Source organism: Acetomicrobium sp. S15 = DSM 107314 (assembly GCF_016125955.1).
Taxonomy (GTDB): Bacteria; Synergistota; Synergistia; order Synergistales; family Thermosynergistaceae; genus Thermosynergistes; species Thermosynergistes pyruvativorans.
The window spans coordinates 229,643-252,333 of the sequence record NZ_JADEVE010000336.1; the positions used below are offsets into that span (position 1 = coordinate 229,643).

26 protein-coding genes and 2 tRNA genes are annotated in these 22,691 nt (G+C 51.6%); 5 read left to right on the plus strand and 23 right to left on the minus strand.

Translation table 11 applies throughout. From position 1 onward, the window contains the following. The first annotated feature begins 383 nt into the window (after nucleotides 1–383). The 5 genes from EZM41_RS10730 to rsmA all read left to right on the plus strand — a co-directional run bounded on the left by EZM41_RS10730 (nucleotide 384) and on the right by rsmA (nucleotide 3,957). Nucleotides 384–1,478, plus strand: a complete 1,095-nt coding sequence (locus EZM41_RS10730) for a D-alanine--D-alanine ligase family protein (protein WP_232619292.1) — start codon at nucleotides 384–386, stop codon at nucleotides 1,476–1,478. Then, nucleotides 1,465–2,556, plus strand: a complete 1,092-nt coding sequence (locus tag EZM41_RS10735; RefSeq protein WP_198471074.1) for a D-alanine--D-alanine ligase family protein — start codon at nucleotides 1,465–1,467, stop codon at nucleotides 2,554–2,556. Before EZM41_RS10730 ends, EZM41_RS10735 begins: the two co-directional genes overlap by 14 nt. Beyond that, entirely contained in the window at nucleotides 2,474–2,947 is a 474-nt protein-coding gene (locus EZM41_RS10740) for a GNAT family N-acetyltransferase (RefSeq protein ID WP_198471075.1), read from the plus strand. Before EZM41_RS10735 ends, EZM41_RS10740 begins: the two co-directional genes overlap by 83 nt. A gap of 38 nt (nucleotides 2,948–2,985) precedes the next feature. Further along, a tRNA-Pro gene (locus EZM41_RS10745) sits at nucleotides 2,986–3,064 on the plus strand. 56 nt (nucleotides 3,065–3,120) lie between these two features. Further along, nucleotides 3,121–3,957 (plus strand): 16S rRNA (adenine(1518)-N(6)/adenine(1519)-N(6))-dimethyltransferase RsmA, encoded by an 837-nt coding sequence (gene rsmA, locus EZM41_RS10750; protein WP_198471076.1) that lies wholly within the window; start codon nucleotides 3,121–3,123, stop codon nucleotides 3,955–3,957. Nucleotides 3,958–3,972: 15 nt separating this feature from the next. On the opposite strand, the gene EZM41_RS10755 is transcribed toward rsmA, so the two are convergent. The 23 genes from EZM41_RS10755 to selA all read right to left on the minus strand — a co-directional run bounded on the left by EZM41_RS10755 (nucleotide 3,973) and on the right by selA (nucleotide 22,630). After that, nucleotides 3,973–4,251, minus strand: coding sequence for an HU family DNA-binding protein (locus EZM41_RS10755; RefSeq protein WP_198471077.1), 279 nt, complete (start codon nucleotides 4,249–4,251; stop codon nucleotides 3,973–3,975). Nucleotides 4,252–4,346: 95 nt separating this feature from the next. Next, entirely contained in the window at nucleotides 4,347–5,669 is a 1,323-nt protein-coding gene (der, locus tag EZM41_RS10760; protein ID WP_198471078.1) for a ribosome biogenesis GTPase Der, read from the minus strand. 7 nt (nucleotides 5,670–5,676) lie between these two features. Continuing rightward, a complete protein-coding gene (locus EZM41_RS10765) occupies nucleotides 5,677–7,470 on the minus strand; it encodes a primosomal protein N' family DNA-binding protein (RefSeq protein WP_198471079.1) in 1,794 nt (597 codons plus the stop codon). Continuing rightward, the gene (coaBC, locus tag EZM41_RS10770; RefSeq protein ID WP_198471080.1) at nucleotides 7,467–8,690 is read right to left on the minus strand and encodes a bifunctional phosphopantothenoylcysteine decarboxylase/phosphopantothenate--cysteine ligase CoaBC; all 1,224 of its coding nucleotides are present in this window, start codon (nucleotides 8,688–8,690) and stop codon (nucleotides 7,467–7,469) included. Before coaBC ends, EZM41_RS10765 begins: the two co-directional genes overlap by 4 nt. After that, the gene (gene rpoZ, locus EZM41_RS10775) at nucleotides 8,668–8,940 is read right to left on the minus strand and encodes a DNA-directed RNA polymerase subunit omega (RefSeq protein WP_198471081.1); all 273 of its coding nucleotides are present in this window, start codon (nucleotides 8,938–8,940) and stop codon (nucleotides 8,668–8,670) included. The genes coaBC and rpoZ overlap by 23 nt, the downstream gene beginning before the upstream one ends. A 6-nt stretch (nucleotides 8,941–8,946) precedes the next feature. Further along, nucleotides 8,947–9,522 (minus strand): guanylate kinase, encoded by a 576-nt coding sequence (gene gmk, locus EZM41_RS10780; protein ID WP_198471082.1) that lies wholly within the window; start codon nucleotides 9,520–9,522, stop codon nucleotides 8,947–8,949. Next, a complete protein-coding gene (locus EZM41_RS10785; protein ID WP_198471083.1) occupies nucleotides 9,479–9,766 on the minus strand; it encodes a DUF370 domain-containing protein in 288 nt (95 codons plus the stop codon). Before EZM41_RS10785 ends, gmk begins: the two co-directional genes overlap by 44 nt. A 3-nt stretch (nucleotides 9,767–9,769) precedes the next feature. Beyond that, a complete protein-coding gene (locus EZM41_RS10790) occupies nucleotides 9,770–10,654 on the minus strand; it encodes a YicC/YloC family endoribonuclease (RefSeq protein WP_198471084.1) in 885 nt (294 codons plus the stop codon). Nucleotides 10,655–10,668: 14 nt separating this feature from the next. Next, nucleotides 10,669–11,814, minus strand: coding sequence for a GTPase HflX (gene hflX / locus EZM41_RS10795; protein ID WP_342449296.1), 1,146 nt, complete (start codon nucleotides 11,812–11,814; stop codon nucleotides 10,669–10,671). After that, nucleotides 11,811–12,431, minus strand: coding sequence for a lysophospholipid acyltransferase family protein (locus EZM41_RS10800; protein ID WP_198471085.1), 621 nt, complete (start codon nucleotides 12,429–12,431; stop codon nucleotides 11,811–11,813). The genes hflX and EZM41_RS10800 overlap by 4 nt, the downstream gene beginning before the upstream one ends. Continuing rightward, nucleotides 12,424–13,104 (minus strand): (d)CMP kinase, encoded by a 681-nt coding sequence (cmk, locus tag EZM41_RS10805; protein ID WP_198471086.1) that lies wholly within the window; start codon nucleotides 13,102–13,104, stop codon nucleotides 12,424–12,426. The genes EZM41_RS10800 and cmk overlap by 8 nt, the downstream gene beginning before the upstream one ends. Continuing rightward, a complete protein-coding gene (locus EZM41_RS10810) occupies nucleotides 13,101–13,973 on the minus strand; it encodes an HDOD domain-containing protein (protein ID WP_198471087.1) in 873 nt (290 codons plus the stop codon). The genes cmk and EZM41_RS10810 overlap by 4 nt, the downstream gene beginning before the upstream one ends. Before the next feature lie 32 nt (nucleotides 13,974–14,005). Continuing rightward, nucleotides 14,006–14,761, minus strand: coding sequence for a pseudouridine synthase (locus EZM41_RS10815; protein WP_232619293.1), 756 nt, complete (start codon nucleotides 14,759–14,761; stop codon nucleotides 14,006–14,008). Next, a complete protein-coding gene (gene scpB / locus EZM41_RS10820) occupies nucleotides 14,745–15,317 on the minus strand; it encodes an SMC-Scp complex subunit ScpB (RefSeq protein WP_198471088.1) in 573 nt (190 codons plus the stop codon). Before scpB ends, EZM41_RS10815 begins: the two co-directional genes overlap by 17 nt. Then, a complete protein-coding gene (locus tag EZM41_RS10825; RefSeq protein WP_232619321.1) occupies nucleotides 15,295–16,011 on the minus strand; it encodes a segregation/condensation protein A in 717 nt (238 codons plus the stop codon). The genes scpB and EZM41_RS10825 overlap by 23 nt, the downstream gene beginning before the upstream one ends. After that, a complete protein-coding gene (gene trpS, locus EZM41_RS10830) occupies nucleotides 16,011–17,000 on the minus strand; it encodes a tryptophan--tRNA ligase (protein ID WP_198471090.1) in 990 nt (329 codons plus the stop codon). The genes EZM41_RS10825 and trpS overlap by 1 nt, the downstream gene beginning before the upstream one ends. A 22-nt stretch (nucleotides 17,001–17,022) precedes the next feature. Beyond that, the gene (locus EZM41_RS10835) at nucleotides 17,023–17,433 is read right to left on the minus strand and encodes a ribonuclease HI family protein (RefSeq protein ID WP_342449304.1); all 411 of its coding nucleotides are present in this window, start codon (nucleotides 17,431–17,433) and stop codon (nucleotides 17,023–17,025) included. 83 nt (nucleotides 17,434–17,516) lie between these two features. Then, nucleotides 17,517–17,591, minus strand: a tRNA-Ile gene (locus tag EZM41_RS10840). Nucleotides 17,592–17,643: 52 nt separating this feature from the next. Continuing rightward, entirely contained in the window at nucleotides 17,644–17,835 is a 192-nt protein-coding gene (locus EZM41_RS10845) for a ferredoxin (RefSeq protein WP_198471092.1), read from the minus strand. A 202-nt stretch (nucleotides 17,836–18,037) separates the two neighbouring features. After that, nucleotides 18,038–18,913 carry a 4-(cytidine 5'-diphospho)-2-C-methyl-D-erythritol kinase gene (locus tag EZM41_RS10850; protein WP_198471093.1) on the minus strand — a complete coding sequence of 292 codons (876 nt, stop codon included), beginning with the start codon at nucleotides 18,911–18,913 and terminating at the stop codon, nucleotides 18,038–18,040. A 60-nt stretch (nucleotides 18,914–18,973) separates the two neighbouring features. After that, nucleotides 18,974–19,219, minus strand: coding sequence for a Veg family protein (locus EZM41_RS10855; RefSeq protein WP_198471094.1), 246 nt, complete (start codon nucleotides 19,217–19,219; stop codon nucleotides 18,974–18,976). A gap of 82 nt (nucleotides 19,220–19,301) precedes the next feature. Further along, a complete protein-coding gene (gene selB, locus EZM41_RS10860; protein ID WP_342449297.1) occupies nucleotides 19,302–21,236 on the minus strand; it encodes a selenocysteine-specific translation elongation factor in 1,935 nt (644 codons plus the stop codon). Next, complete coding sequence (gene selA / locus EZM41_RS10865; RefSeq protein ID WP_198471095.1) at nucleotides 21,233–22,630, minus strand: L-seryl-tRNA(Sec) selenium transferase; 1,398 nt, start codon at nucleotides 22,628–22,630, stop codon at nucleotides 21,233–21,235. The genes selB and selA overlap by 4 nt, the downstream gene beginning before the upstream one ends. Nucleotides 22,631–22,691: the final 61 nt, after the last annotated feature.

Genomic DNA, 22,691 nt, shown 5'->3' on the forward strand with positions numbered 1-22,691 from the left:
TACCCTTTGTATTTTACCGAAAAAGCGCGGATTGGGTCGACAGGGGTCCTGGCATGTCTTTTGAAAAACTGAGTAAAAATTCGCGCCTCAAACCTATTGTATTTCGTCCAAAGCCGAGTATAATCCGCAAATAAAAGACGTCGAATACAAACGATCTTTCGACATTGCAAGCGAGAAAGCGCGTGGATTATGTGAGTGTGTGCCCCCTGACGGCTATGCGAATGATGCTTTGGGACCGCGATGCCGGTATCACAGGAAGGTCTTGTAGCGTGTCGAAAGATAAATGGAGGTGACGTGAATCGAAGGACTGGAATGGTAGACTTCCGGCCTTAGCTTCACTTCCCGCAAGGGAATAACTCTTAATTTCGGGGGGCGTAGTTGTAATGATGGAAAAGGAGGATCCTGGACCATCGCATGTAAATGAAAAAGCGGAAGTCAGAGTTATAGGCATCGCTTATAATCTGCGGCGCTGCGCCGCTGGCGATGAACCTGACGACCGCTATGAAGAATATGATTGCATAGAGACAGTTAGGTCACTTAAAGACACAATAGAGGCATTTGGGTTTAAAGTCGTTCTGCTGGAGCAGAACGACTTCTTCTTTGACGCCCTCAGGCAAACCAAGCCGGACTTCGTCGTAAACATTGCCGAAGGCTTGGGAGTCATGAGAGGGCGCGAATCGCAAGTGCCGGCAATTCTTGAAAGTCTTGGAATTCCCTATGCAGGCTCAGACTCCGTAGCTTGCGCCCTTGCGTTAGACAAGTGGCTCACACATCATATGCTCGTATCTGCCGGGCTGCCGGTGCCGACGCTCTTCATGTTCTCTGAGGAGGGTGACCTCTGGACACACGGACAGATTTTTTTGCATCACAGGGAATATATAGTGAAACCACGTTGGGAAGGTTCGTCCAAGGGCATATTTGCCGATTCTGTAGTGAGGACTCACACCGAGCTCACCGAAAAGGTGAGGAGGATTTGGGAACGCTACAGGCAGCCGGCCATCGTCGAGGAATACCTTCCAGGAATCGAGATCACCGTCGGTGTGCTTGGCAATAGGCCACCGCAAGTAATAGGCATGATGGCAGTCAACCCGGAACCCACCGACGATGGCCACAGCTTCTACACGCTTGAGCACAAGAGAAATTGGGAGCAAAAGGTCCATTATGCGCCTCCTGAGACCTTGAGCGAAGAGATTCGCCTATCGATCTCAAGAGATGCCATAAGATGCTTTCAATTCTTAGAGCTCAAGGACATCGCACGCATAGATTTCAAGCTTGATAGGTGGGGCGTTCCTAAGATCATAGACGTAAATCCATTGCCAGGCCTTTCTGAAGTTTACAGCGATCTTCCGATCCTCTATAGGCTCAGCGGTGGAAGGTACGAAGACCTCATACGAGGCTTCCTGAGTGAGTCTTTCGCTCGATATGGCCTGTCTTGGCCATATTTAGTCGAGGTGAAGGTCCCCTATGCCGAGTATTAATGATCGTCGCATAGTCGTAGTCGTGGGGCGCGAAGAGACCGATAGGGAAGACGTTTTGGACGTCTTGCGATGTCGCAATTCGGTAATGGAAGCATTGGAAAAGTCGGGTTATGAAGCCATCCCTGCAGATATAACGAGGGAAGATTTTTGCTCATACGAAAGCTTGATGATGAAAATCTTACAGTATGAGCCGGCATGTGTTTTTAACTTATTTGAGGGGTTTTCGAATTCGCCTTTCATGGAGGCGCAGTTCGCAGCTTTGCTCGAATCCCTGGGCATACCATTTACAGGCAATGGATCTCGTGCACTGGCAAACTGCCTCGACAAGGCTATCGCTCGTGAGATGCTTCGCAGGGCTGGGCTTCCGATAGCGCCTGGAGTTTGTATCGCCTCTGAAAGGGATTTACACAAAGTCTCAAGATTGAGGTTTCCTCTCTTCTTGAAGCCACGCTTAGAAGATGGCAGCGTCGGCATAGATGGTGACTCCATCGTCTACGACAAAGTCGATCTTTGGCACCTGTTGAAAGAAAGACTGCAACTCTTCCCCCATGGCGTCATTGTGGAAGAATACCTCGACGGACCTGAATACAGCGCTGCCCTCATGGGGGTGCAACCCTTTGAGTTTGTGGCGGCAGCGCGCGTGGAGTACAGGAAAGACCTTGGCACCAGCACATACCGCGGTTTCGATTCCAAATGGCGCCCTGAAAGTATCGATTATCAAAAGATCGTAACGGTCATAGAAAAAGGGATACAGCCGCAGCGTCGCAGGGAAATCGAGCAACTATGCAGAAAAGCAGGTTCCGTCATGGGCTGTCAGGGGTATTTCAGGGTCGATCTGCGAGAAGGAGCGGATGGACTCTATATCCTTGAGGTCAATCCAAACCCGGATATCAACGTCGACAGCGGCTTTACAAAGGAGAGCGAACATAGAGGGTATGATTATAGTTCTATGGTAGCGAGACTTGTCGAAATGGCCATGAATGGGAGGCTTGGATATGTCAAGCTACGCAAAGGATTTAGTAGCACAGTGCATCGATATAGCTCATCGGACGAATGCCTTCTCGGAAGCCGAAATTGATGTTCTCGAGGAGGTTCTACGCGACTGGGCTGTTTCTAAGGGGAAAGAATATCGCTTGCGTCTCTTTTTCGACGATCAAAAGGTCGGCGGGTTTGTCATCTTTGGGATGACCCCCATGACGAAATACGCCTGGGATGTATATTGGATAGCTGTGGATCCGGAGTTGCAAGGCAAGGGTATCGGGAAATCGCTGATGGCGCAGGTGGAACGAGAAGCTGTTGGACAGGCAGGACAGGCGATCCTAAGGATTGAAACCTCAGGTAAGTCCACTTACACAAGACAGAGGTCATTTTATAAGTCTTGCGGTTTTGAAGAAAAGGGGCGAATTGAGGATTTCTATCAGCTCGGAGACGATTTGGTGATTTACGCAAAGAAGATCTCGCGCGCTTGACCTGAGGACCTCGTCCAGCTAAAATATACGCATAAGCGCGGGACGTGGCGCAGCCTGGCTTAGCGCACCTGCATGGGGCGCAGGTGGTCGGAGGTTCAAATCCTCTCGTCCCGACCAGAAATCTAAGCGGGAAGCCGAAAAAGCTTCCCGCTTTCTTAATTCAAAAGAAGGATATGGCCAGAAGACTTCATTCGACGAAGAGCAAGCTCGGACAAAATTTCCTCGTAGACAAGAATATCCTCGACCAGATCGTGAAATTCGCCGAGGTCAACCAAGACGATGTAATATTAGAAATCGGAGCTGGGGAAGGTAACCTTACAAGGCTCCTCTTGGAGACGGGTTGTAGCCGCTTATATGCCGTAGAGATTGACACAGACCTGAAGCCTTTCCTAAAAACGCTTGAAGGGCCACGCCTTGAGCTCATTTTTGGGGATGCCGTGAAGTTGGATTTTACCGCTCTCGCCCCCGCGCCGAACAAGGTAGTGGCCAACATACCTTACCACATAACTACACCGCTTTTGTGGCATATTCTGGAGGATTTGGCTCCAAAGGGGCTCTGTAGGATCATCGTCATGGTGCAACAAGAGGTCGCACGGCGACTTCAAGCCCAGCCACACTCTAAAGAGCGTTCTCCTTTGGGGATTACGCTTCAGGCTATGGGAAACGTGAGGACATTGCGCTCAGTGCCGCCTACAGCCTTTCGCCCTATGCCTAAGGTCAACTCAGCAATCGTTGAAATGAATATAAGCAGATGGATCGGGTTGGCCAATGACAGGCTATGGAGGCGTGTCCTACGCGCGAGCTTTTCTAAAAGGCGTAAAACCTTGGTTAACGCGTTAAGTTCTTGCCTTCCAATCGAAAAAAAGGTTCTCGAGGAGCTATTAAAGAGACAAAACTTAAGTCCTCTCGTTCGTCCGGAGGACCTGAGCATTGAAGACTGGCTTTATCTTCGAGACAAGCTTGAAGATCTCTTGCTTGGGGGTGAGAGGAAACCCACCCCCGATAATTAAGAAAACGCAATACCGCTATTTGTCCACTGCCTCCCTGAGGGCTTTGCCTGGCCTGAACGCCGGAACCGCCTTTGCCGGAATCTTAATGACCTGGCTGGGGTTCTGGGGATTGCGTCCTTGGCGAGCAGCGCGATTGCGCACCTCGAAGGTGCCAAAACCCACAAGTTGCACCTTTTCGCCCTTGGCGAGAGCAGACGATATAGCGTCGAACACAGCTTCTACCGCCTCTCCGGATGCCTTTTTGCTAAGTCCAGTAGCCTTGGATACCGCATCGATCAAATCCACCTTCGTCATCAAGTACACCTCCTCACTCATGTTTTAGCTTACTTGTAGCAAGTACGCTCACTGGCTCCCATTATTACCTGTTCATTCCTGTCAAGTCAAGTCCTTTACCGCAATTTCGACCGCCTGCTGGCTTTTCTCCAGAAAAAGCGCAGAGGCGTTCCCTCAAATTCCCAAGCCTTTCTAAATAATTTATCTATATGACGTTCAAAGGTCTTGGGAACGAGATCGACATCGTTGACCGAAAAAGCGAACGTGGGAGGAGCTGTGCTCACCTGAGTGCATTTGACGATCTTAAGCTCCTTCCCCACCTTACTCGGAAGCGTCTGGAAAGTCAGAAGATCTCGTAACGTTTGATTCAGCTCTGCTGAAGGGATCTTCCTTTGCCAATTCTCGTGAATTTCTACAATGGCTGGATAAATTTTGTGGACGTTCATCCCGGTCTTAGCGGAGATAAAGAGCAATGGTGCGTAATCAACAAATTGCATGGCATCCCTGACTTCAGCAGTTAGATGGTCCAATGTCGTTCCATCTATCAGGTCGCATTTATTGACGATTAAGATGAGGCCCTTGCCCTTCTCTACAATCTGCCCCGCGATGCGTTTGTCCTGGTCTGTGGCATGCTCTGTGGCATCCATTACCAGGCAGACTACATGAGCTTTGTCTATAGCTCTCTGCGCTCTGAGCGTCGAATAAAACTCCACCGGAGAGTCTATATTGCTCCTTCGTCTGATGCCGGCGGTGTCTATAAAGCGAAAACGCCTGCCGCCGAAGACGATAGCGCTGTCGATCGCGTCTCTGGTGGTACCAGGAGATTCGCAGACCAATGATCTTTCCTGGCCGACAATGAGATTTAACAGACTGGACTTGCCCACATTGGGACGGCCCAATATGGCCACGGCGATCTCTTCATCTTCTCTGCCCTCTGCATATTTGTCCTCTGGCAGAAGCGAGATTATGACATCCAAAAGCTCACCGAGATTCCTGCTGTGTTCTGCGCTTATCCCTACTACATGCTCAAAACCGAGGTTTGAGGCTTCATATAAGGCTGAGTCATGCTTTGGATCGTCTAACTTATTGACGACCAATACGACGGGACGCCCTGTCTTCCTCAATAGGAGGGCGATGTCTCTGTCATCCCACGTGATACCTTGACGACCGTCGATGACGAAGAGGAACAGCTCGCTTTCTTCCATTGTGCGCATGACCTGCCTTTTAATCCCTTCGACAAGCGGTTCGTCTGGATGCGTAGACAGCCCTCCTGTATCGACTATCTGAAAGCGCTCCCCCCTCCACTCTACATCGACATAAAGCCTGTCTCGTGTGACGCCAGGCGTGCTGTCTACTATGGATATGCGCCTTCCCGCGATCTTGTTGAATAGCGTGGACTTGCCCACATTGGGACGGCCCACTATGGCAACGATTCTCAAGATTCCTTCACTCCCGCCGTATCTCGATCTTTGGGAAACCATTTCTCGACTGACCGATATGCATAAATGGCCGCAAAACCTCCCGCAAGCGACACAGTTGCTCAACCTTGACCCATAAGATGTCCTTGTCGGCTTCAGGATCATACACCGTTAAAGCCGCTTTCTTCAAGGTTGCCTCCAACTCTTTCTTGCGGCCGCGAGGGGAAGAGATCTCGACCAGATACACATATGGAGGCAAAGAAAGCTCTCGCCGCTCTTTGAGTTCGTCATCCCAAAAGACCTTCCATCCCCTGACAAGCCCTCTCTGCCATCCCTTACCGGGAATACGACTTTGGACTATCACTTCCCTCTCGTCGGGTTCGATCCCGCGCCAACATGAATCCCAAATCATCCTGAAGGCTTGGAATTTAGCGTCGTAAGAGGGCCTGGAAGCCTCAGCATCCGCGTTCATCCACCCGATCAAAGAAACCTTGTGTATATCCAACAGAGAGAGGGCCAATCTCGAACCCACTATAAGGCCTCCATCCTTAAGGGCCGTGAGCATCTCAGTCAGCTTACGCTGCCTCTGTAGTTCTTTGTGCCACAAAAACGTCGGGTGGCTTCCGCCCAATAAGGCATTTGCCGTATGGAAGAGGATATCCAGTCCCGGTCGGCGCCCCAAAATCAGCGAACTCCTGCACCGCGGGCAGAAGTCAGGCAGAGCGAGCCTCTCGCCGCACAACGGACAAAGCAGTTGCTCTCCCCTCTCACCCAACCTCATAGCAGCGCCGCATTTGGAACAAAAGAAAGACCATCCACACTCCTCGCAAAACGCCTCCATGGCATATCCCTTGCGATCCAAAACCCATAAAACCGTCCGCTTTGCCTTTACCTCTTCCAGTGTGCGTCGGATGAGCAACTGATTTATCGGCAATGCGTCGGCAATGCCCGGATGATCAAATAGATGGGCTCTTTGAATTGAAACGAGACGGACTTTTCCCTTTGAAAGCTTCAGAGGTAGGGGCGAATGCCTCGCGTAGATCGCGCTGGATGGCATGCGCCCACCCAAGACGAAAGATGCCCCTGTGAGATCTGCTCTTTTGGCGACGATATGCCTCGAATTGAAGTACGGCGCCATCTGCCACGTATGGGCGCCGCTGCATTCGTCGTCGATCACGATCAGATCGAGTGAGGGAAAGGGAGCGAAGGTCGCCGATGGAGATCCCACGACCAGCGAAACCTTTCCCAGCCGGACAGAAAGCCACGTTTCCCACGCCTTCTTACCGCCTCCGGCGGGCCAAAGCAATCCCTTTTCTTTTAACTCCGCCGGCAAGGCTTTCCAGAAGAGGTGAGCCTGTATTTGCTCTGGGAACAAAATCAGGGCATTGCCCCCGGCTTTTTCTAAAAGTTCGACATACTGCCCCCATCTGGTGACATCTCTCGGGGCATAGCGAAATGCCAGTTTGCCGCGGGTTGCCTTTGGCGCCACTTGGATGGACGTGCCCACAAGTTCTCCCTTCATGAGCGGTGCCGGTGACATTAGTTTGAGCACTCTTCCCAAGCTGCATAGATATGAAGCCGAAGCCCATTTGGCCAATTCCCAGAGCTCGAGGCCCAATGGTGGCGCGTCGTCCAAAACGGCCTCGACTTCGCGTATTTCACCCTCAGGAGGATGATCGGCCATCGATACCACAAAGCCTACTCGCTTTGTCTTTCTCAAGGGCACTACGACCCTGCAACCGGGATCTATCGGGCGCTCTGTGCGGTAGGTAAGGTTGTTCCACCAAAGACCTAAAAGGGCCACGTCCACAAATGAACTCATCGCGCATAAGGAAGCCGCGTTGACGCTATCTCCCAAACGGAGTCTGCCACAGCTTCCTTGCTCCCACTAAGCTCCGCTATCACGCCTTTTATATCCAAAACTTTGACGACGTTGGTGTCCGAAGCAAAACCAGCTCCGGGCGCCGTGATATCGTTTACGACGATCATGTCGAGGCCTTTGCGGGTCATCTTGGACCGTGCGTTCTCCAGAAAGTTCTCGCTCTCCGCAGCAAAGCCGATCAGCAGTTGATCCTGTCTCTTGTTTAAGCCCACCGCAGCGGCGATATCAGGATTTTGCACGAGTTTTAATTCGAGCTTCTCTTTCTCCTGACGCTTTATCTTTTGAGATTTTCTCTCTTCTGCTTTAAAATCACTTACAGCTGCTGCCTTTACAATCACATCTGCCCACGAGAGATGTTCCATCACCGCTCGGCCCATTTCTTCAGCAGAAGTGACCGAGACAAAGTGCGCCCAGTGAGGCTGAGGCAAATTGACTGGACCAGAGATGAGCACTACCTCTGCCCCCCTATACCAAGCGGTCCTGGCCATGGCGTATCCCATCTTGCCGCTGCTCGGATTACTCAAAAACCGCACGGGATCGATGAATTCCCATGTGGGGCCAGCGGTCACAAGGACGTGTTTGCCCTTCAAATCCTTTTGGGGGCAAAGGGATCGCCATGTCTCTTCCAAGACCACATCAATGCCGGGCAATCGCCCTTTGCCCTCGTACCCACAGGCCAGCTCTCCCTCCTCCGGCTCAAAGACGAAATACCCTAGCTCTCGCAACCGCCTGACGTGCTCCTGAGTGGCTTCATGTTCCCACATATGTACATTCATCGCCGGAAAGATGAGAACGGGAGCACGCGTGGCCAACAGCGCAGCGCCAAGGAGGGTTTCGGCTTCGCCCAGGGCGGCACGGCGCAATACGTTGGCAGTGGCGGGCGCCACAAGGGTCACTTCAGCCCAATCGGCCAATTTGATGTGAGGAATTTTCCACCCTTCCTCCGGATTCAAAAAGTCCGATTGGCGCCAAACCTTCCTTTCCGCCAATGTTGACAGGACCAAGGGAGCGACGAATCCCTCTGCCGCTTCAGTTAAGATTACCTCTACTTCGCAGTTGTAACTTTTAAGCGCCCTCACAATCTGAGGTGCCTTATACGCTGATATCCCACCCGATATGCCGAGGAGCACGCGGCGATTACTCTTCCACAGTGCCGCCACTGGGAATGCCGCCTCCTTCGTTCACTGGGCCTGGGTTGAGCGCAAACATGGGGATTCTGAAGGTGACCCTTCCTTCTGCCACTTCTTTGAGCGCCATGGAAATCAACTTTCTTCTCTCGTACTCTCCCGTCAAGATTTTGTCTTTCCTCGCGCTCAACTGATGGGCTCGCTTGGCTACGACGAGGGCGAGAATATATTTATTAGGTATCCTCCGCTCCCTGCATATTTTTCTCAAATCACAATAGATCATGCGTCTTCACCTCTCGTGTTTTCTATATTGTGCTATTATGCTTGCAAGCTTATCAACGGCTTTATTTATATCGTCATTTACTATGATATGGTCATAAGTAGCCGCGCTAGCTATTTCCTTTTGGGCATTATCCAAACGCACCTTTATGGCCTCCGGGGCCTCTGATCCGCGAGATAAGAGGCGCTCTTCCAAGGCGGTTTCAGAAGGTGGCATGACGAAGATCAACACTGACTCTGGCATCTGCTTTTTGACCTGAGAAGCCCCCTGAACGTCTATCTCCAATATAACATCGCAACCATCTTCCAAAGCCTTCTCCACGTCTTCCCGGTTTGTGCCATATAGATTTCCGTGAACCTGAGCCCACTCGAGAAATTTCCCCTCTCGCAAGAGCTTTCTGAATTTGTCCTCGTCCACGAAGCGGTAATCCCAGCCCTCCCTCTCGCCTGGGCGCGGAAGGCGCGTGGTGTAAGAAACCGAGTAGACGAGGTCGGGGAAGCGCTCCAAGAGCTTCTTCCTGAGCGTACTCTTACCGGCACCGCTAGGGCCGGAAATGATGAAAAGGTGCCCTCTCCTTCGTTCCATCCGTTTCTCCTTCAAATCGACGAGCGATTGTCTCCGGTAAAATCGCCGAGAGGACAACGTAGCCACTATCCGTTACTATCAGGGCTCGAGTCCTCCTTCCCTGGGTAGCATCCACAAGGCGCCCCTTCATCTTGGCTTCCTCCTTTAGTTTCTTAGCAGGGGCGGAATCGGCATGGATGATAGCTATTACGCGCTCAGCCATGACGACATTCCCAAAACCGATGTGGATCAGTCTGTATTCCATGGCCTACTCCACATTCTGAACCTGTTCCCTCAGCTTCTCTAAGGCAGTCTTAGCCTCTACGACGAGCCAACGGATCTCCGCGTCTCTCACCTTAGAGGCCATAGCGTTGACCTCCCTGTTCATCTCCTGGATGAGGAAGTCGAGTTTGCGCCCCACTTCCTCATCCCCGTCGACGGAAGCTCGAAATCTCTCCGCATGGCTGCGACAGCGACTCAGCTCCTCTTCGATGTCCCAACGATCTGCCAAGAGCGCGACCTCCTGACTCAGGCGACCTTCATCTAAAACTTCAAGCCCTTCCACGACTTGACGCAAACGACTTTTCATGGCATCGATGGTCGAATCCTTAGCAATGGGCCACCGTTTTTTAATAATAGCAATAATTTCTTCGAATCTTTCTAAATGCTTCAAGAGATCTCGATAGATGTTTCTACCCTCTGCCAACCGCATTTCCTGCCATCGCAATACAGCTACTCTTGTTAAGCCTTCGACAGCCTTCTGGATCTCTTCCTTCCGCGCCTCCTCCTCTTTAGAGGAGACGACTACCACTCCTGGCAGGTTTACGAGTTGTTCAAGACGAATCTCCTCCAGCAGCTTGAGCCGGTAGTGCACCTCGCTGAGATGGCGGTAATATTTCTCAAGCACTTCATCGTCGATTTTGGCGAGCTCAAAAGCCGGTGCCCAGACGACCGCCAGGCGAACCTGTGCTCTCCCTCGCTTAAAGAAGCCGCGAACAATATCCTGAATGATATATTCTAAATGAGAAAGCTCCTTCGGCAGGCTGACCGATATTTCTTTGTGACGGGCGTTCGTGCTCGAGATCGTGATTGTGGCCGAACCCCAATCGTGCTCCTCCGAAGCGCTTCCAAAACCTGTCATGCTCGACAGCATCGATCTCACCTGCTTTAACTGGATTTTACGAACAGCCTTTCGTGGAGATAGCTCACTTCCTCCTCGATGGCATCGAGAAGCGAGGGGATATTATCACCCCTAAGGGCGCTGATGGGAATAACCCTTTCTCCTTCGGCCACAAGGCGATTTACGATCTTGAGCGTCTCATCCCGAGAGAGCGCATCTACCTTGTTAAGTGCGATCATCCGAGGGATTTTAGCAGCTCCTATAGCTGCTAATGTTTCGTCTATCACCTTAAGTGTCTCGGCCCATCTATCATCGGTTCCGTCCAACACCACGAGGAGAATATCCGCATTTTTTAACTCTTCTAATGTAGCCTGAAATGCAGCGATCAGGTCAGGAGGCAGTTTTCTGATAAAGCCAACCGTGTCGGAAAAGAGGACACTCGTCCCGTGCGGCAAGACAATTTTGCGCACTGTAGTATCTAACGTGGAGAACAACTGATCGGCCACCAATATGCTTTTATCACCGCTCAGTCTCTTGAGGAGCGTAGACTTACCGCTGTTGGTGTAACCCACCAACGATACGGTCGGAAGCCCAACCCTCTTTCGCCTCTTCCGTCGGTCCTCTCTCTGCCTGCGCATGTTTTCTAATGTAGCGCGGATATTGTGCGTCCGTCGCATCAGCTTTCGGCGGTGGCGCTCAAACTCCGTTTCACCAGGTCCTCTCGTGCCTATGCCTCCCCCGGGGCGGGACATCTGCAACCCCAAACCCTTCAGACGCGGTATCTCGTACCGGCAACGAGCCAATTCTACCTGCAATTTCGCCTCAGCGGAGCGAGCTCTTGCTTCGAAGATCTTCATGATCACGAGGTGACGATCCCAAACCTCTAAACCGGTCAATTCGCCGATATTGCTCATCTGGCTTGGAGTGAGAGGGTCGTCGCAAACCAAGAGATTTGCGTCCATCGCCTCGGCTAAAACTTTAGCCTCTTCAACCTTGCCTCGACCCAAAAAATAGGCAGGATCTGGAGACCGCCGTTCTTGCAAAATTCGCCCCACTGGCGTGATGCCTAAATTCTTCAATAGCAGTTCCAACTCGCCGGCGAGCAGTTCGGCTTCTCGATCCTCTTGCGATCCCAAAATTAGCAATAATGCCCTTTTGCTGTCTTTGTCTTGGATTTCCACAGGTCTTTTCACATTTCACCTCCTAACGTTTTAAGCTCTTTTATCAATTGCTCAAGTAAACGTCGTCTCGCCTCATTCGGCGAAAGGCTTAAAAAATTTAGGGGATCTAAAAGAGGGCCGAAGGAGACGGACATGCGAACCGGTTTAATGCGGCTGCTCCCGGGAGGCATGGCCAGATGGCTACCCCTCACGTATGCGGGCACAATCGGCACGCAACACTTGATAGCCAAATATGCCACCCCAGCTTCCAGTGGTTGAAGTTTGCCATCTTGCGAGCGCCCCCCTTCAGGGAAAATCAGGACACTTTGACCATCTTGTAAGAACTCTATAAATTTCTTGAGAACTGCGGCGCGCTTTAGACTATCATCCCTGCTAACCGGTACAGCACCTAAGGCCCTTATGATAGACCCCAAGACAGGAATGCTGAACAGTTCTCCTTTGGCGAGGTATCGCAGCCTCCGCGGAAAGGCAACGCCTACCAACACGGGGTCCAAATTGCTGCAGTGATTAGACGCCACGATTACGGGCCCTTCTGGCAGCTTTGGAGGGTTGCCGCAATTCAGGCGGTTATACAGCTTGAAAAATGTCCAACAAAGCGCTTTCGAAAAGCCGTAAAAAACTCTATCCATCGCCGCCATCGTTTTGTTTTAAATTCTCCACAAGCTCTATTATTTGATCTACCACCTCATCTACAGAAAGGCCGGTGGTGTCGATTACGCAAGCATCTCGGGCAGCCCTGAGAGGCGAGAGGGAACGACCGGAATCGAAGGCGTCGCGTTCTCTTATTCCCTTTAAGATCTCCTCGTATGTGAGTCCTCCTTTGTCGGACGATTCAAGCCATCGACGCCTGGCGCGTTCTTCGGGCGAGGCCGTCAGGAAAACTTTTATTTGAGCCTCAGGAAAAACTACTGTGCCCATGTCTCTACCGTCTGCCACCAAGCCTTTGCAGTTGACTTGGGCTCTCTGAATGGAAAACAAGCACTCTCGAACAGTTGGAAGTGCCGAATAGGCTGAAACTACGGCGTCGACTCGCGACGAACGAATGGCTTCGGTCACATCACAACCGTCGACGTAAACCTTGTCGCCTTTAATCTTAATGCGCAACCTCCTTAGCTCTTCTCTAAGGCACTCTGATTCCTCAGGCGGCACGCCATGTTTATCCAACCACAGAGCTACCGCACGATATAAGGCACCTGTATCCAGATAATCTATGCCTAACCTTTGGGCCACCGCTTTGGCCACAGTGCTTTTACCCGAACCGGCTGGCCCATCGATCGCTATTATCAGGCAACCAGCGCTCATTCCAACTTTATCTCCTCGTCTAACGCTGTAAGTATTTCCACGGCCTCAGACATAACGGGTTCAAGATCTTTAATGCCCATGCGCTCCAATACACCGGGGGCAACTGGGTATTGCAACCCGTCTACGCCTAAGCCAAAACCGAGCATCAAACAGATGACGTTGGCCAAATGGACCCTGTCCACGATCGATCTATACTCCGCCTCGTCATGCGGCAAGGCCTCCGGCTCGTGATGAAAGCGGGCAGCGCAAGCGTAGGCCTCGGGAAGATTCCACTGCGTGATAACGAGCCCTCCTACCTCCGCATGGTCGAAACCCAAGATGGTGCGCTCCGCCTCCATAAAGGGCACACGTTCTTCTTCCGTGAGCTTGGCAATCAGGCTATATCCGAATCGCACGTATTCGTTCAGCACAATCTTTCCCACGTCATGAAGCATTCCGCCCACATACGATTCCTCGGGGTCTCCGTTGCCCACCTTCTGAGCCAAAAAGCGCGAAACATATGCCACCCCCAAAGAATGGCGCCACAGCTCTCCCCTGTCCAGGGCGTAACCGCTAAAATTCCCCCCTACGAATGGGTAAACTGATGCGGCAAGCAGTATCCCCCTTATAGCTTTAAAGCCGAGCAAGGCAACCGCTTCGGTAACGCTCGAGACCTTGCGGGGCAAACCATAAAAAGCTGAGTTGGCCAATTTCAAAACACGCATAACGAGACCTTCGTCTTTCGCAAGCGAAGCCGCAATATCGGAAGCACTCGTGCTCGGATCGTCAAGTTTTTTAAGCGTTTCGATGACAAATTGTGGTAACGAAGGGACGTCTTTAATCCGCTTCAGCACTCGTACCTGTATCAATTCTCGGGTTCGTTCATCCATGACAAGTCTTCACCTCCGGAGTTCCAATTCTCTCACACTGAGCCTCCATCCACGATCATGCGCCATAACGAGTCCTTGGACTTTATTGCCGTTTCTCCAGGCGCAATACTTTCTAAAGTCAGGCGGCCGATGCGCCTCCTGATCAGCCGCAGGATAGAATATCCGAGCACTTCGACCATCTTGCGAACCTCTCGGTTTAAACCCTCTCCCAGGGTTACAGAAACCCATTGTCCCTCCGGATCTCTATCGATCGATGTAACCCGCACGGGACGTCGCATTGACTCATCAACCCATAACCCGCTCATCCACCGTAGCATGTCTTTTTTCTCCAAGGGCCGATCGAGCAAGGCTTCATATTCTTTCAAGATGCCGAAACGCGGATGGGCGACGCGGAAAGCAAAATCCCCGTCGTTCGTAAGGATTAACAATCCCTCGCTCTCCTTATCGAGCCTCCCAACCGGAAATGGTCTCAATACCTTGACGTCAACTGGGAGGAGGTCCAAAACCGTCTTATTCCACTTGTCAGAGGCGGCGCAGATGATCCCTCGCGGCTTATGCATGACCGCATACAACAAACCTGTAGGGTGGACGACCAAGCCGTCTACAGTTACTACATCTCCGGGGAGAACCTTGAGCGCCAGCGAAGTCACCCTCTCTCCGTTTACGCACACGCGGCCTCGAAAGAGCAAACTTTCCACTTTCCTGCGCGACCCAAGGCCGCAGCGCGCCAGATAGCGGTTTATTCTCATAGCCTCATCCGAGGATCTGTCTTTAAGAGAGTTTTTCATCCAATTCCCCTACCTCAATACCGCTGTCATATTCGCTCAAGGGAGGTAGATCCCCTATGGAATTGAGGCCGAAAAGATCGAGAAACAGGTCCGTGGTTCGGTATAGAATCGGAGCTCCAGCCTCTTTTTTCCTTCCCGCTGATCTTATGAGACCACACCTCAAAAGCGTATCAATAACACGGTCGCTTCGAACGCCGCGAATCTCCTCTATCTCAGGACGAGTGACTGGTTGATTGTAGGCTATTATAGCCAGGCATTCCAAGGCTGCCCTGCTCAGGCGCAGACGTTCGGCGTTCACTTGAAATCCGCCTACCACCTCGCATAAATCTGGGGCTGTAGTCATCTGCCAACCACCAGCCGAACGCAAGAGCGACAAGCCATGATCTGCAGCATAGTGTTCGGTCAATCCCTCAAGGGCAGATTCAACCTCACCGAGTGGAAAGCCCAAGAACGAGGCGAGCTCCCGGGTTGAAACAGGCTGTGGCGACATGAATAACAAGGCTTCGATTTTTCTCGTCAAGTTGCGCCTTTCGTCATCGCAAGGCGATGGCCACATCGCTCCAACGGCCCTCCTGACTCAAGCTTATTCGACCCAAGCGGCATAGTTCCAGCAGTGCGAGCAACGTTACCACGAGATACGAGCGGCTACGCCTGCCCGCCAATAAATCGCCTAAAAAAAGCCTCCCCTTTTCCTTCAGGATAGAGCAAACCTCGGCAATGCGCTTTTCCACTTGCTCCTCCTCTGGAATCGGCATGGGAATACCTTCCCACCCCTCTTTATCCTCTACACGGCAGGCCAAGTGGTTCTTTTCCGCATATAATCCCCACCACATAGCCGATAATAAGTATACGTCTCCCACTTCAAATACGGGAGAGCCCTCTTCGGGCGGGCGGTTAAAGAACCTCTGACGCTCCGCAAACTTCTTAGCGAGAAGATCAACTGCTATGCGATAAGGAAGGAGGCTCTCCGTCGGAGGCAATGTATTTTCTTCCTCTTCTTCGATTACGGCATCGCTAACTGGGGGGATTAAAGCTTTGGCCTTGCTCAGTAAAAGATGCGCTGCCAAGATGAGAAACTCCGCGATCGCATCAAGAGAAGTGCGTCCGCTTTTATGGAGAAATTGCCAGTAAGCGGATACTATCTCTCTCGCATTGATGAGAGAAGCATCAAGTTCTCCGCTCTCGAGAAGAGAGCAAAGTAGCTCAAGCGGACCAGAAAATCCCTCAATTTCTACCTCAAATACATCCATCACAGCACGAGGCCAACCGATGCTTTAACCTCCTCCATGACGTTTTCTGCCACGCTCTTTGCCCTCTTAGCACCATCATACAATATATCCAGGAATTCTTCCCTGTGAGCTTCGTAATAGCGCCTTTTGTCTTGAATCGGGTAAAGAGCGCTCTTGATGTTCTCGAACAAAACCTTTTTGCAATCTATACAACCGATCCCAGCAGTGCGGCAACCCCGATCCAATTCCTTTCTCTTGTCCAGGTCCTGCGTGAAGACCTTATGTAGATCCCAGACCGGACATTTATCCGGGTCTCCTGGGTCAGTGCGACGGTAGCGAGCTGGGTCAGTAACCATCGTCCTGAGCTTCTCCCATATGAGATCGAAAGGGTCCGAGATGTTTATGGCATTCCCGTAAGACTTGCTCATCTTCCGTCCGTCTGTGCCGGGGACCCTCGGTGTGGGCGTAAGGAGCATTTGCGGTTCGGGGAAGACCTCTCCAAAGAAGCCGTTAAACCGCCTCGCGATCTCCCTGGTTATTTCCAGGTGGGCAGACTGGTCTTCACCCACAGGGACCACTTCTGCCTTGTAGAGCAAAATGTCTGCGGCCATTAGTACAGGATAACCCAAGAAGGCATAAGTGCCGAGATCCTTGTTTTGCATGTTTAAAATCTGTTCTTTATATGTAGGATTCCTCTCCAGCCAGCCCAAAGGCGTGATCATGGAGAGGGCCAAATGCAATTCAGCGTGTTCTGGCACATGAGATTGCATGAAGACTACTGAACGCCTCGGATCGATACCGACAGATAGCCAATCGAGCAAGACTTCAATGCAATTTTCTTTAATCATCTTACTATCGGCATATTCTGACATTAAGCCATGCCAGTCAACGATACAGAAGAAGCATTCGTATTCATTCTGAAGGCGTACCCAATTAGTGAGGGCGCCAGCCAGATGTCCCAGATGTAGTTTGCCAGTTGGTCGCATTCCGCTGAAAATACGCTTCATCATAAAGATGTCACCTCATCTATCGTTAAAATGCCGACATAGCAGCTCTTGCCGCATCCAGCGTCTCGTTCGCCCAGCAATCGGCCTCGAAGTTTTCCTCCCGGGGCACATGAGCCACGCAATACGAATCAAAGCGGGATAACAGCGACATCGCTTCCTCATGAAGGTGCTTTAAACGGGCTGACCGCACCGCATATCTCCCTCTGATCTGCCTTATCAATAACTCACTATCGGAGAAAAGAGCAAAGCTCTCGACTCCTCTCTTTAGGATGTAGCGCAAGGCCGCCACCAATGCCACATATTCGGCCACGTTGTTCGTGGTCCTGCCTAAATACAAGCCCATGTGATCGACGCGTCCGTCAGGCCAATATACCACAAAAGCGGCGGCAGCAGCTCCGGGATTGCCCCGAGATGCCCCATCCGTATATACCTTCACATCACCCAATGCGCCCTACCTCCGCTCGATAAAGAAAAGCCACCAAACCAGAGGTAGGTGGCCTTCATTGAATGAACCAAAAATGGTGGGCCCACCTGGACTCGAACCAGGAACCTTCCGGTTATGAGCCGGTGGCTCTACCATTGAGCTATGGGCCCCATCGAAATTATATACGAAGACTCGACAAAAGCAAGCGGCGGGACACGATATTTACTCTTTGTCCTCCTCGACTTTTATGCAAGAGACCGGACAACTATCCGCCGCCTCTTTTGCGCACTCCGCCCCTGCGGGCCTGATGACTTTGGCCTTGCCGGCATCTTCGTCAAGTTCGAAGACATCGGGACATATCTGTGCGCAGACGCCACACCCTATGCAATCGTCACGGTTAAGTTTAACTTGCACGCAAGTTCACCTCCTGTCAATTACGTGGGATTGTAGCGCAAAAGATAAAGGTGGTCAAATTTCAGAGTTTGAGGTTCGCGCGCAGCCTGAGAGCCCTCGGGGAATATCTTAATCTCGGGCCGGATAGCATAAAACGGGAGAAGGGCCTTAACCAGCACAGGAACGATTCGCCGCCTTCTCGCGAGGGGCACGCGCGCCTCGCTCAGGCAAAGACCATTATTTGATCTACCAGACTACAAGAGGAGAGCTTTTGCTTCGATCTTTGCGCCTCGCATGTGTCCTCGAATATAGCGAATGCCGCTGCGCCGCTGCCGCTCAAACCCCAAGCCAATGCACCGGTCTTTTCAATAGAGCAAAAAATTTCTTTATAAGCATCGTTATGCTCTGCTAAGGCAGGAAGGAAGTCGTTTGGTAAAAGACCGACTCTATCGCCTCTTTTGAGCCTGTTCAACAGCTTCAATGTCTCATCAATAGCCGCGTCTTCGTCCATCGGCCATCCTGAGCTGGCATAGTATCGGTCCAGCTTGCCGAAAGCATAAACTGTCGGAACCCTCCAATTGGGGATCAGGAATAGAAAGGCATATCCTTCAGGGGGTTCAATCGGCATGAAATCGTCTCCGATTTTACGAACAAGCGCTGCGCGATGACCGCTGAAAAGAAACGGCACGTCGGCTCCTATGACGCTCGTTTCCATAGGGGCAACATCGCCACCCCATCTGTTCTTCGCCCAACGAAGGATCGACGCAGCATTGCCGCTTCCCCCGCCGAGCCCGCTCCCCGGGGGTATCCGTTTCCAAACCTTCACTTCGAGCGGAGGTATCGGCAGATTCCTCTTCCTAAGAAAAGAGATGGCGGAGTTGATCAAGTTTTCGCCGTCAATACGAGCGTTGTAAGTTTGAACCACATCTTTTCCATTGCCATTGCAGATGTCACGAAATCTTACGGAAACCTCTTCAACTCCATCTATCCTTACGAATGTAGAGACGAGATCGTGATAGCCGTCAGCCCGCTTGGATACAATCCTCAGCGTGATATTCACTTTGGCTGGGCTGGGTAAAACGCACTCTTGTTCAGGCATCTCTCGCTTTCGCTCCCACGATCGAACAAGATCGTCAAGATCAACTCAATATGGTGAAATTCATATGGTCACTTCAGGGGCAGATAGAAGTTCTATTTCCACCTCATGGGTGAGCAAATCGGTATACCTGAAAGAAACCGTACTGTTTTGAGATTCGACGAACATAGTAAAAAGCCGCGGATAGGCTTCCAATATGACGCCTTGTTTGATTTCGACCTTCCTGCGACTCCTGAGTTCTCGACAGCGCACCTTTGCCCCCTTGTGGAGCGTCACCCATTCTCTGATATTCACTAGGTTCGAAGGCATGGTCCTCACTCCCGAAAATTGATGCATAAATTATACTATTATTCTCATTTATATACAAGACCCCTTCATCTTATTATAATGCTCAATTCAACTTTTGATTTTTTAGCAATATACGTTTATTGCCAGCTCGACGCGTTATCCCTTTTGCATCCATGTATTCCAATAAAGGAAGGAGGTACTTTCTGCTTGCATTAGTCGAATCTCTCACCGACGAAATCGTTATCTCCTCCAACCCTCGAAGGAGCCTCACAAACTCTTCCTCAATTTGGCGCACAAGGACGAATTCTCCGCCGACGAACTGCAATGCTCCTCCTTCTTTCAACATCTCCAACGCTTCCGTCAGTTTTTCTTCTTTAGCGCCCACTCTCTCAGCGAGTTCGCCAACCGTCGGCAATTGAAAACCACGCCCAAGGCAGAAGCTGATGATCTGATCACATATCTTCTGAAGATTCTCGTCGACAGAAGGGGAAAATTTCGCAAGTCGCAGCTTGTCATCTGACTCAATTGTAATCCCTCCTCTGCCTTGCATTTCTTTGACAATGGCTCGCAACAGGTTTGCACCTAACTTAAAAGAGAGCCTCGCCGCTGTCTCTTCGAGCGAAATGCCGCGAAGGTGTGGATTTTCTCCGTGGAAGTCTTCCATAATCTGTTTAAGTTCATCCTCGAGTTGATCAAAGGCCGAGATAGAAAGAAACAAACCTCCCCCTTCCCCGAAGAAGTACAACTTGCCCTTTCTCTGTAGCTTTTCGCCGACGGAAGTTATTTTCTCCCCATCTTCCTGTGCCAGAATAGCCAGTTCCTCAAGGCGTACAGACTTGAGAGACTCTACGATGGCTAAAACTCGCCCTTCTATGCTGGTGTCCGCCTTCAACTGCTCAAGAAATTGCAGTGTCTTGAGACGACCGACCTTCCCCTTCGGCCTCTTGCCATAGGGAAATAGGATTACGCCGCCTCCGATGGTCCTCAAAGGGCTGTAAGATCGGATGACGAACCTCTGCCCAATTTTAACCGCCACGTCGTCCTCTAAGAGGAGCTGGGCGAAGGTTTCGTCTCCAGGATGTATTTCAACCTTAGAAAGAAGAGAAACGCGGGCCAGGAGATCTGATGTGCCAACATGGAGCCTCACCCGTTGCCAGTGCCTCAGGCTGATCGGGGCAGAGGCGAGCAATTTGAGGGAGACATCGACACATTCGGTCGAACGCAAGAGTCCTACGCCGCAGAGCACATCTCCCCTATTCACTTTGTCTATCGAAATACCGGCGAGGTTTATCGCCGCGCGTTGGCCGGCTTGCGCCCGTCGAACAGGTCTGCCATGAACTTGGAGCGATCGCACCTTTGCACGTATCTCTTTAGGCATCAATTCCACAGCGTCGCCGAGGGAGACGGTGCCCTCATAGATTGTGCCCGTCACGACGGTGCCGAAGCCAGATATCGGAAAAGCTCTATCTATCGGCATAAAGAGTGATCCACTGGCGCTCCTCGGAGGAATGCGGTTCACAAGTGTTTCTATTTCTCTCACTAGTTCGTCGAGGTGCAATCCTTTTACCGCGGAGACAGCTACAATCGATTTCCCCTCAAGGAATGTGCCCTTGACGAGTTCCTCCACTTCTGCTCTGGCCAGAGATAGCGTATCTTCGTCTACAAGGTCAGCCTTGGTGAGGACGATGATTCCGTCGCGGATGCCAAGCAACTCCAATATCTCCAGGTGTTCTCTGGTTTGCTGCATCACGCCTTCATCTGCAGCCACCACGAAGATGACGGCATCGATACCTGCAGCTCCAGCGGTCATCTGACGTATGAAGCGCTCATGCCCAGGGACATCGACTATGCTCACAACACGGCCATCGGGCAACACCAAGGGAGCAAAGCCGAGCTCTATGGTAATGCCCCTTCGCTTTTCCTCAGAGAGTCGGTCGGTGTCAACGCCGGTAAGGGCGCGCACCAACTCTGTCTTCCCGTGGTCCACGTGGCCAGCCGTACCTAACGCCACTGGCACTTCGACGATCGTATCATTCACCCTTTATCACCCCGAGTTTCAACGAGGGCCCGTTCTATATGATCTTCGTCGCCCGGCAGCAACGTCCTCACGTGAAACAGTAAGGCCTTTTCTGAAACGTTGCATATGACGGGAGGGTTGAAGCCTCTCAAGAAACTACAAAGCTCATCTTCGCTCATATGGGGTGACACCACCGCCACGGCGTATCCCTCGAGCGGATGCTCCGGAAAAGCTCCCCCTCCGACGACGTCGCAAACTTTCTTCACAAAAACGCGCCATGACGGCAGCGCGTTTTTAAGCTTTTCAGCGAGCGCCTCGGAGCGAGAGAGGAGATCTTCGGCTGAGGCGGTCACCATGGCGAGCGCGGGAATGGAGGACCAACTTCCTCGCATGTGAAGCGAAAGCGTCGCTTCCAAAGCTGCCAGCGTCATTTTATCTATGCGCAATGCCCGCAAAAGAGGGTAGGATCTCATGCGATCTACCAGATCTCTTCTCCCCACTATGCAACCCGCCTGGGGCCCTCCGAGGAGTTTATCCCCGGAGAAGGTCACGAGATCTACACCATCTCTTACGCATTCGCTCACCGTTGGCTCTCCCGGCAAGCCGCTTTCTGTCAGGTCTTCGAGCACGCCGCTTCCGAGGTCTTCGACGAGGTATAACCCATTTTTGTGAGCCAAGTCTGTGAGGGTGTTGCGCGGAACGGAGGAGGTAAAGCCCACGATGCGGTAGTTTGATGGGTGAACCTTGAGTATGAGAGCCGTCTGGTCCGTTATGGCCGACTGATAATCCTTTGGGTGGGTGCGGTTTGTCGTCCCTACCTCCACCAATTTCGCGCCGGAAAGCCCCAATATCTCGGGTATTCTGAAGGACCCTCCGATCTCAACCAGTTCTCCTCGTGAAACTATAACCTCTCTCCCCTCAGCCAGAGTGGAGAGCGTTAACAGAACGGCGCCTGCGTTGTTATTGACTATGAGCGCGGACTCAGCGCCTGTTATTTGCTCTAACAACCATTCCGCGTGGTCGCCGCGGTGGCCGCGGCTTCCCCTGGATAGATCGTATTCCAAGTTGCTGTAAGAGCGGGCGACGCTCGCTACCGCTTCTACCGCCTCCCGTGCCAGGGGAGACCTTCCCAAGTTCGTGTGCACGACGACGCCGGTGGCGTTTACCAGAGGCTTTAGCTTCATCTTGACGCGCACCTCGAGGCATCGTCTTATTTCTTCTTCTACGGCATTTTCTTCCACTTCCACCCTTTGTCCGGCGATTATTTCTCTTCGCAACTCGTCCATTATCTCTGAGGCTATTATCTTGACGGCATTCCTCCCCAACTCGTCTTCGAAAGGGCGAACCCAACCCTTAGCCAACAAACTGTCCATCGAGGGCAGAGCTCGCAAGATAGCATTAAAAGGATCACTCATGATAGACCCTCCTCAAACCTTCACTCTTGAAAAAATTTTAACCTTTATTTGAGGCTACGGC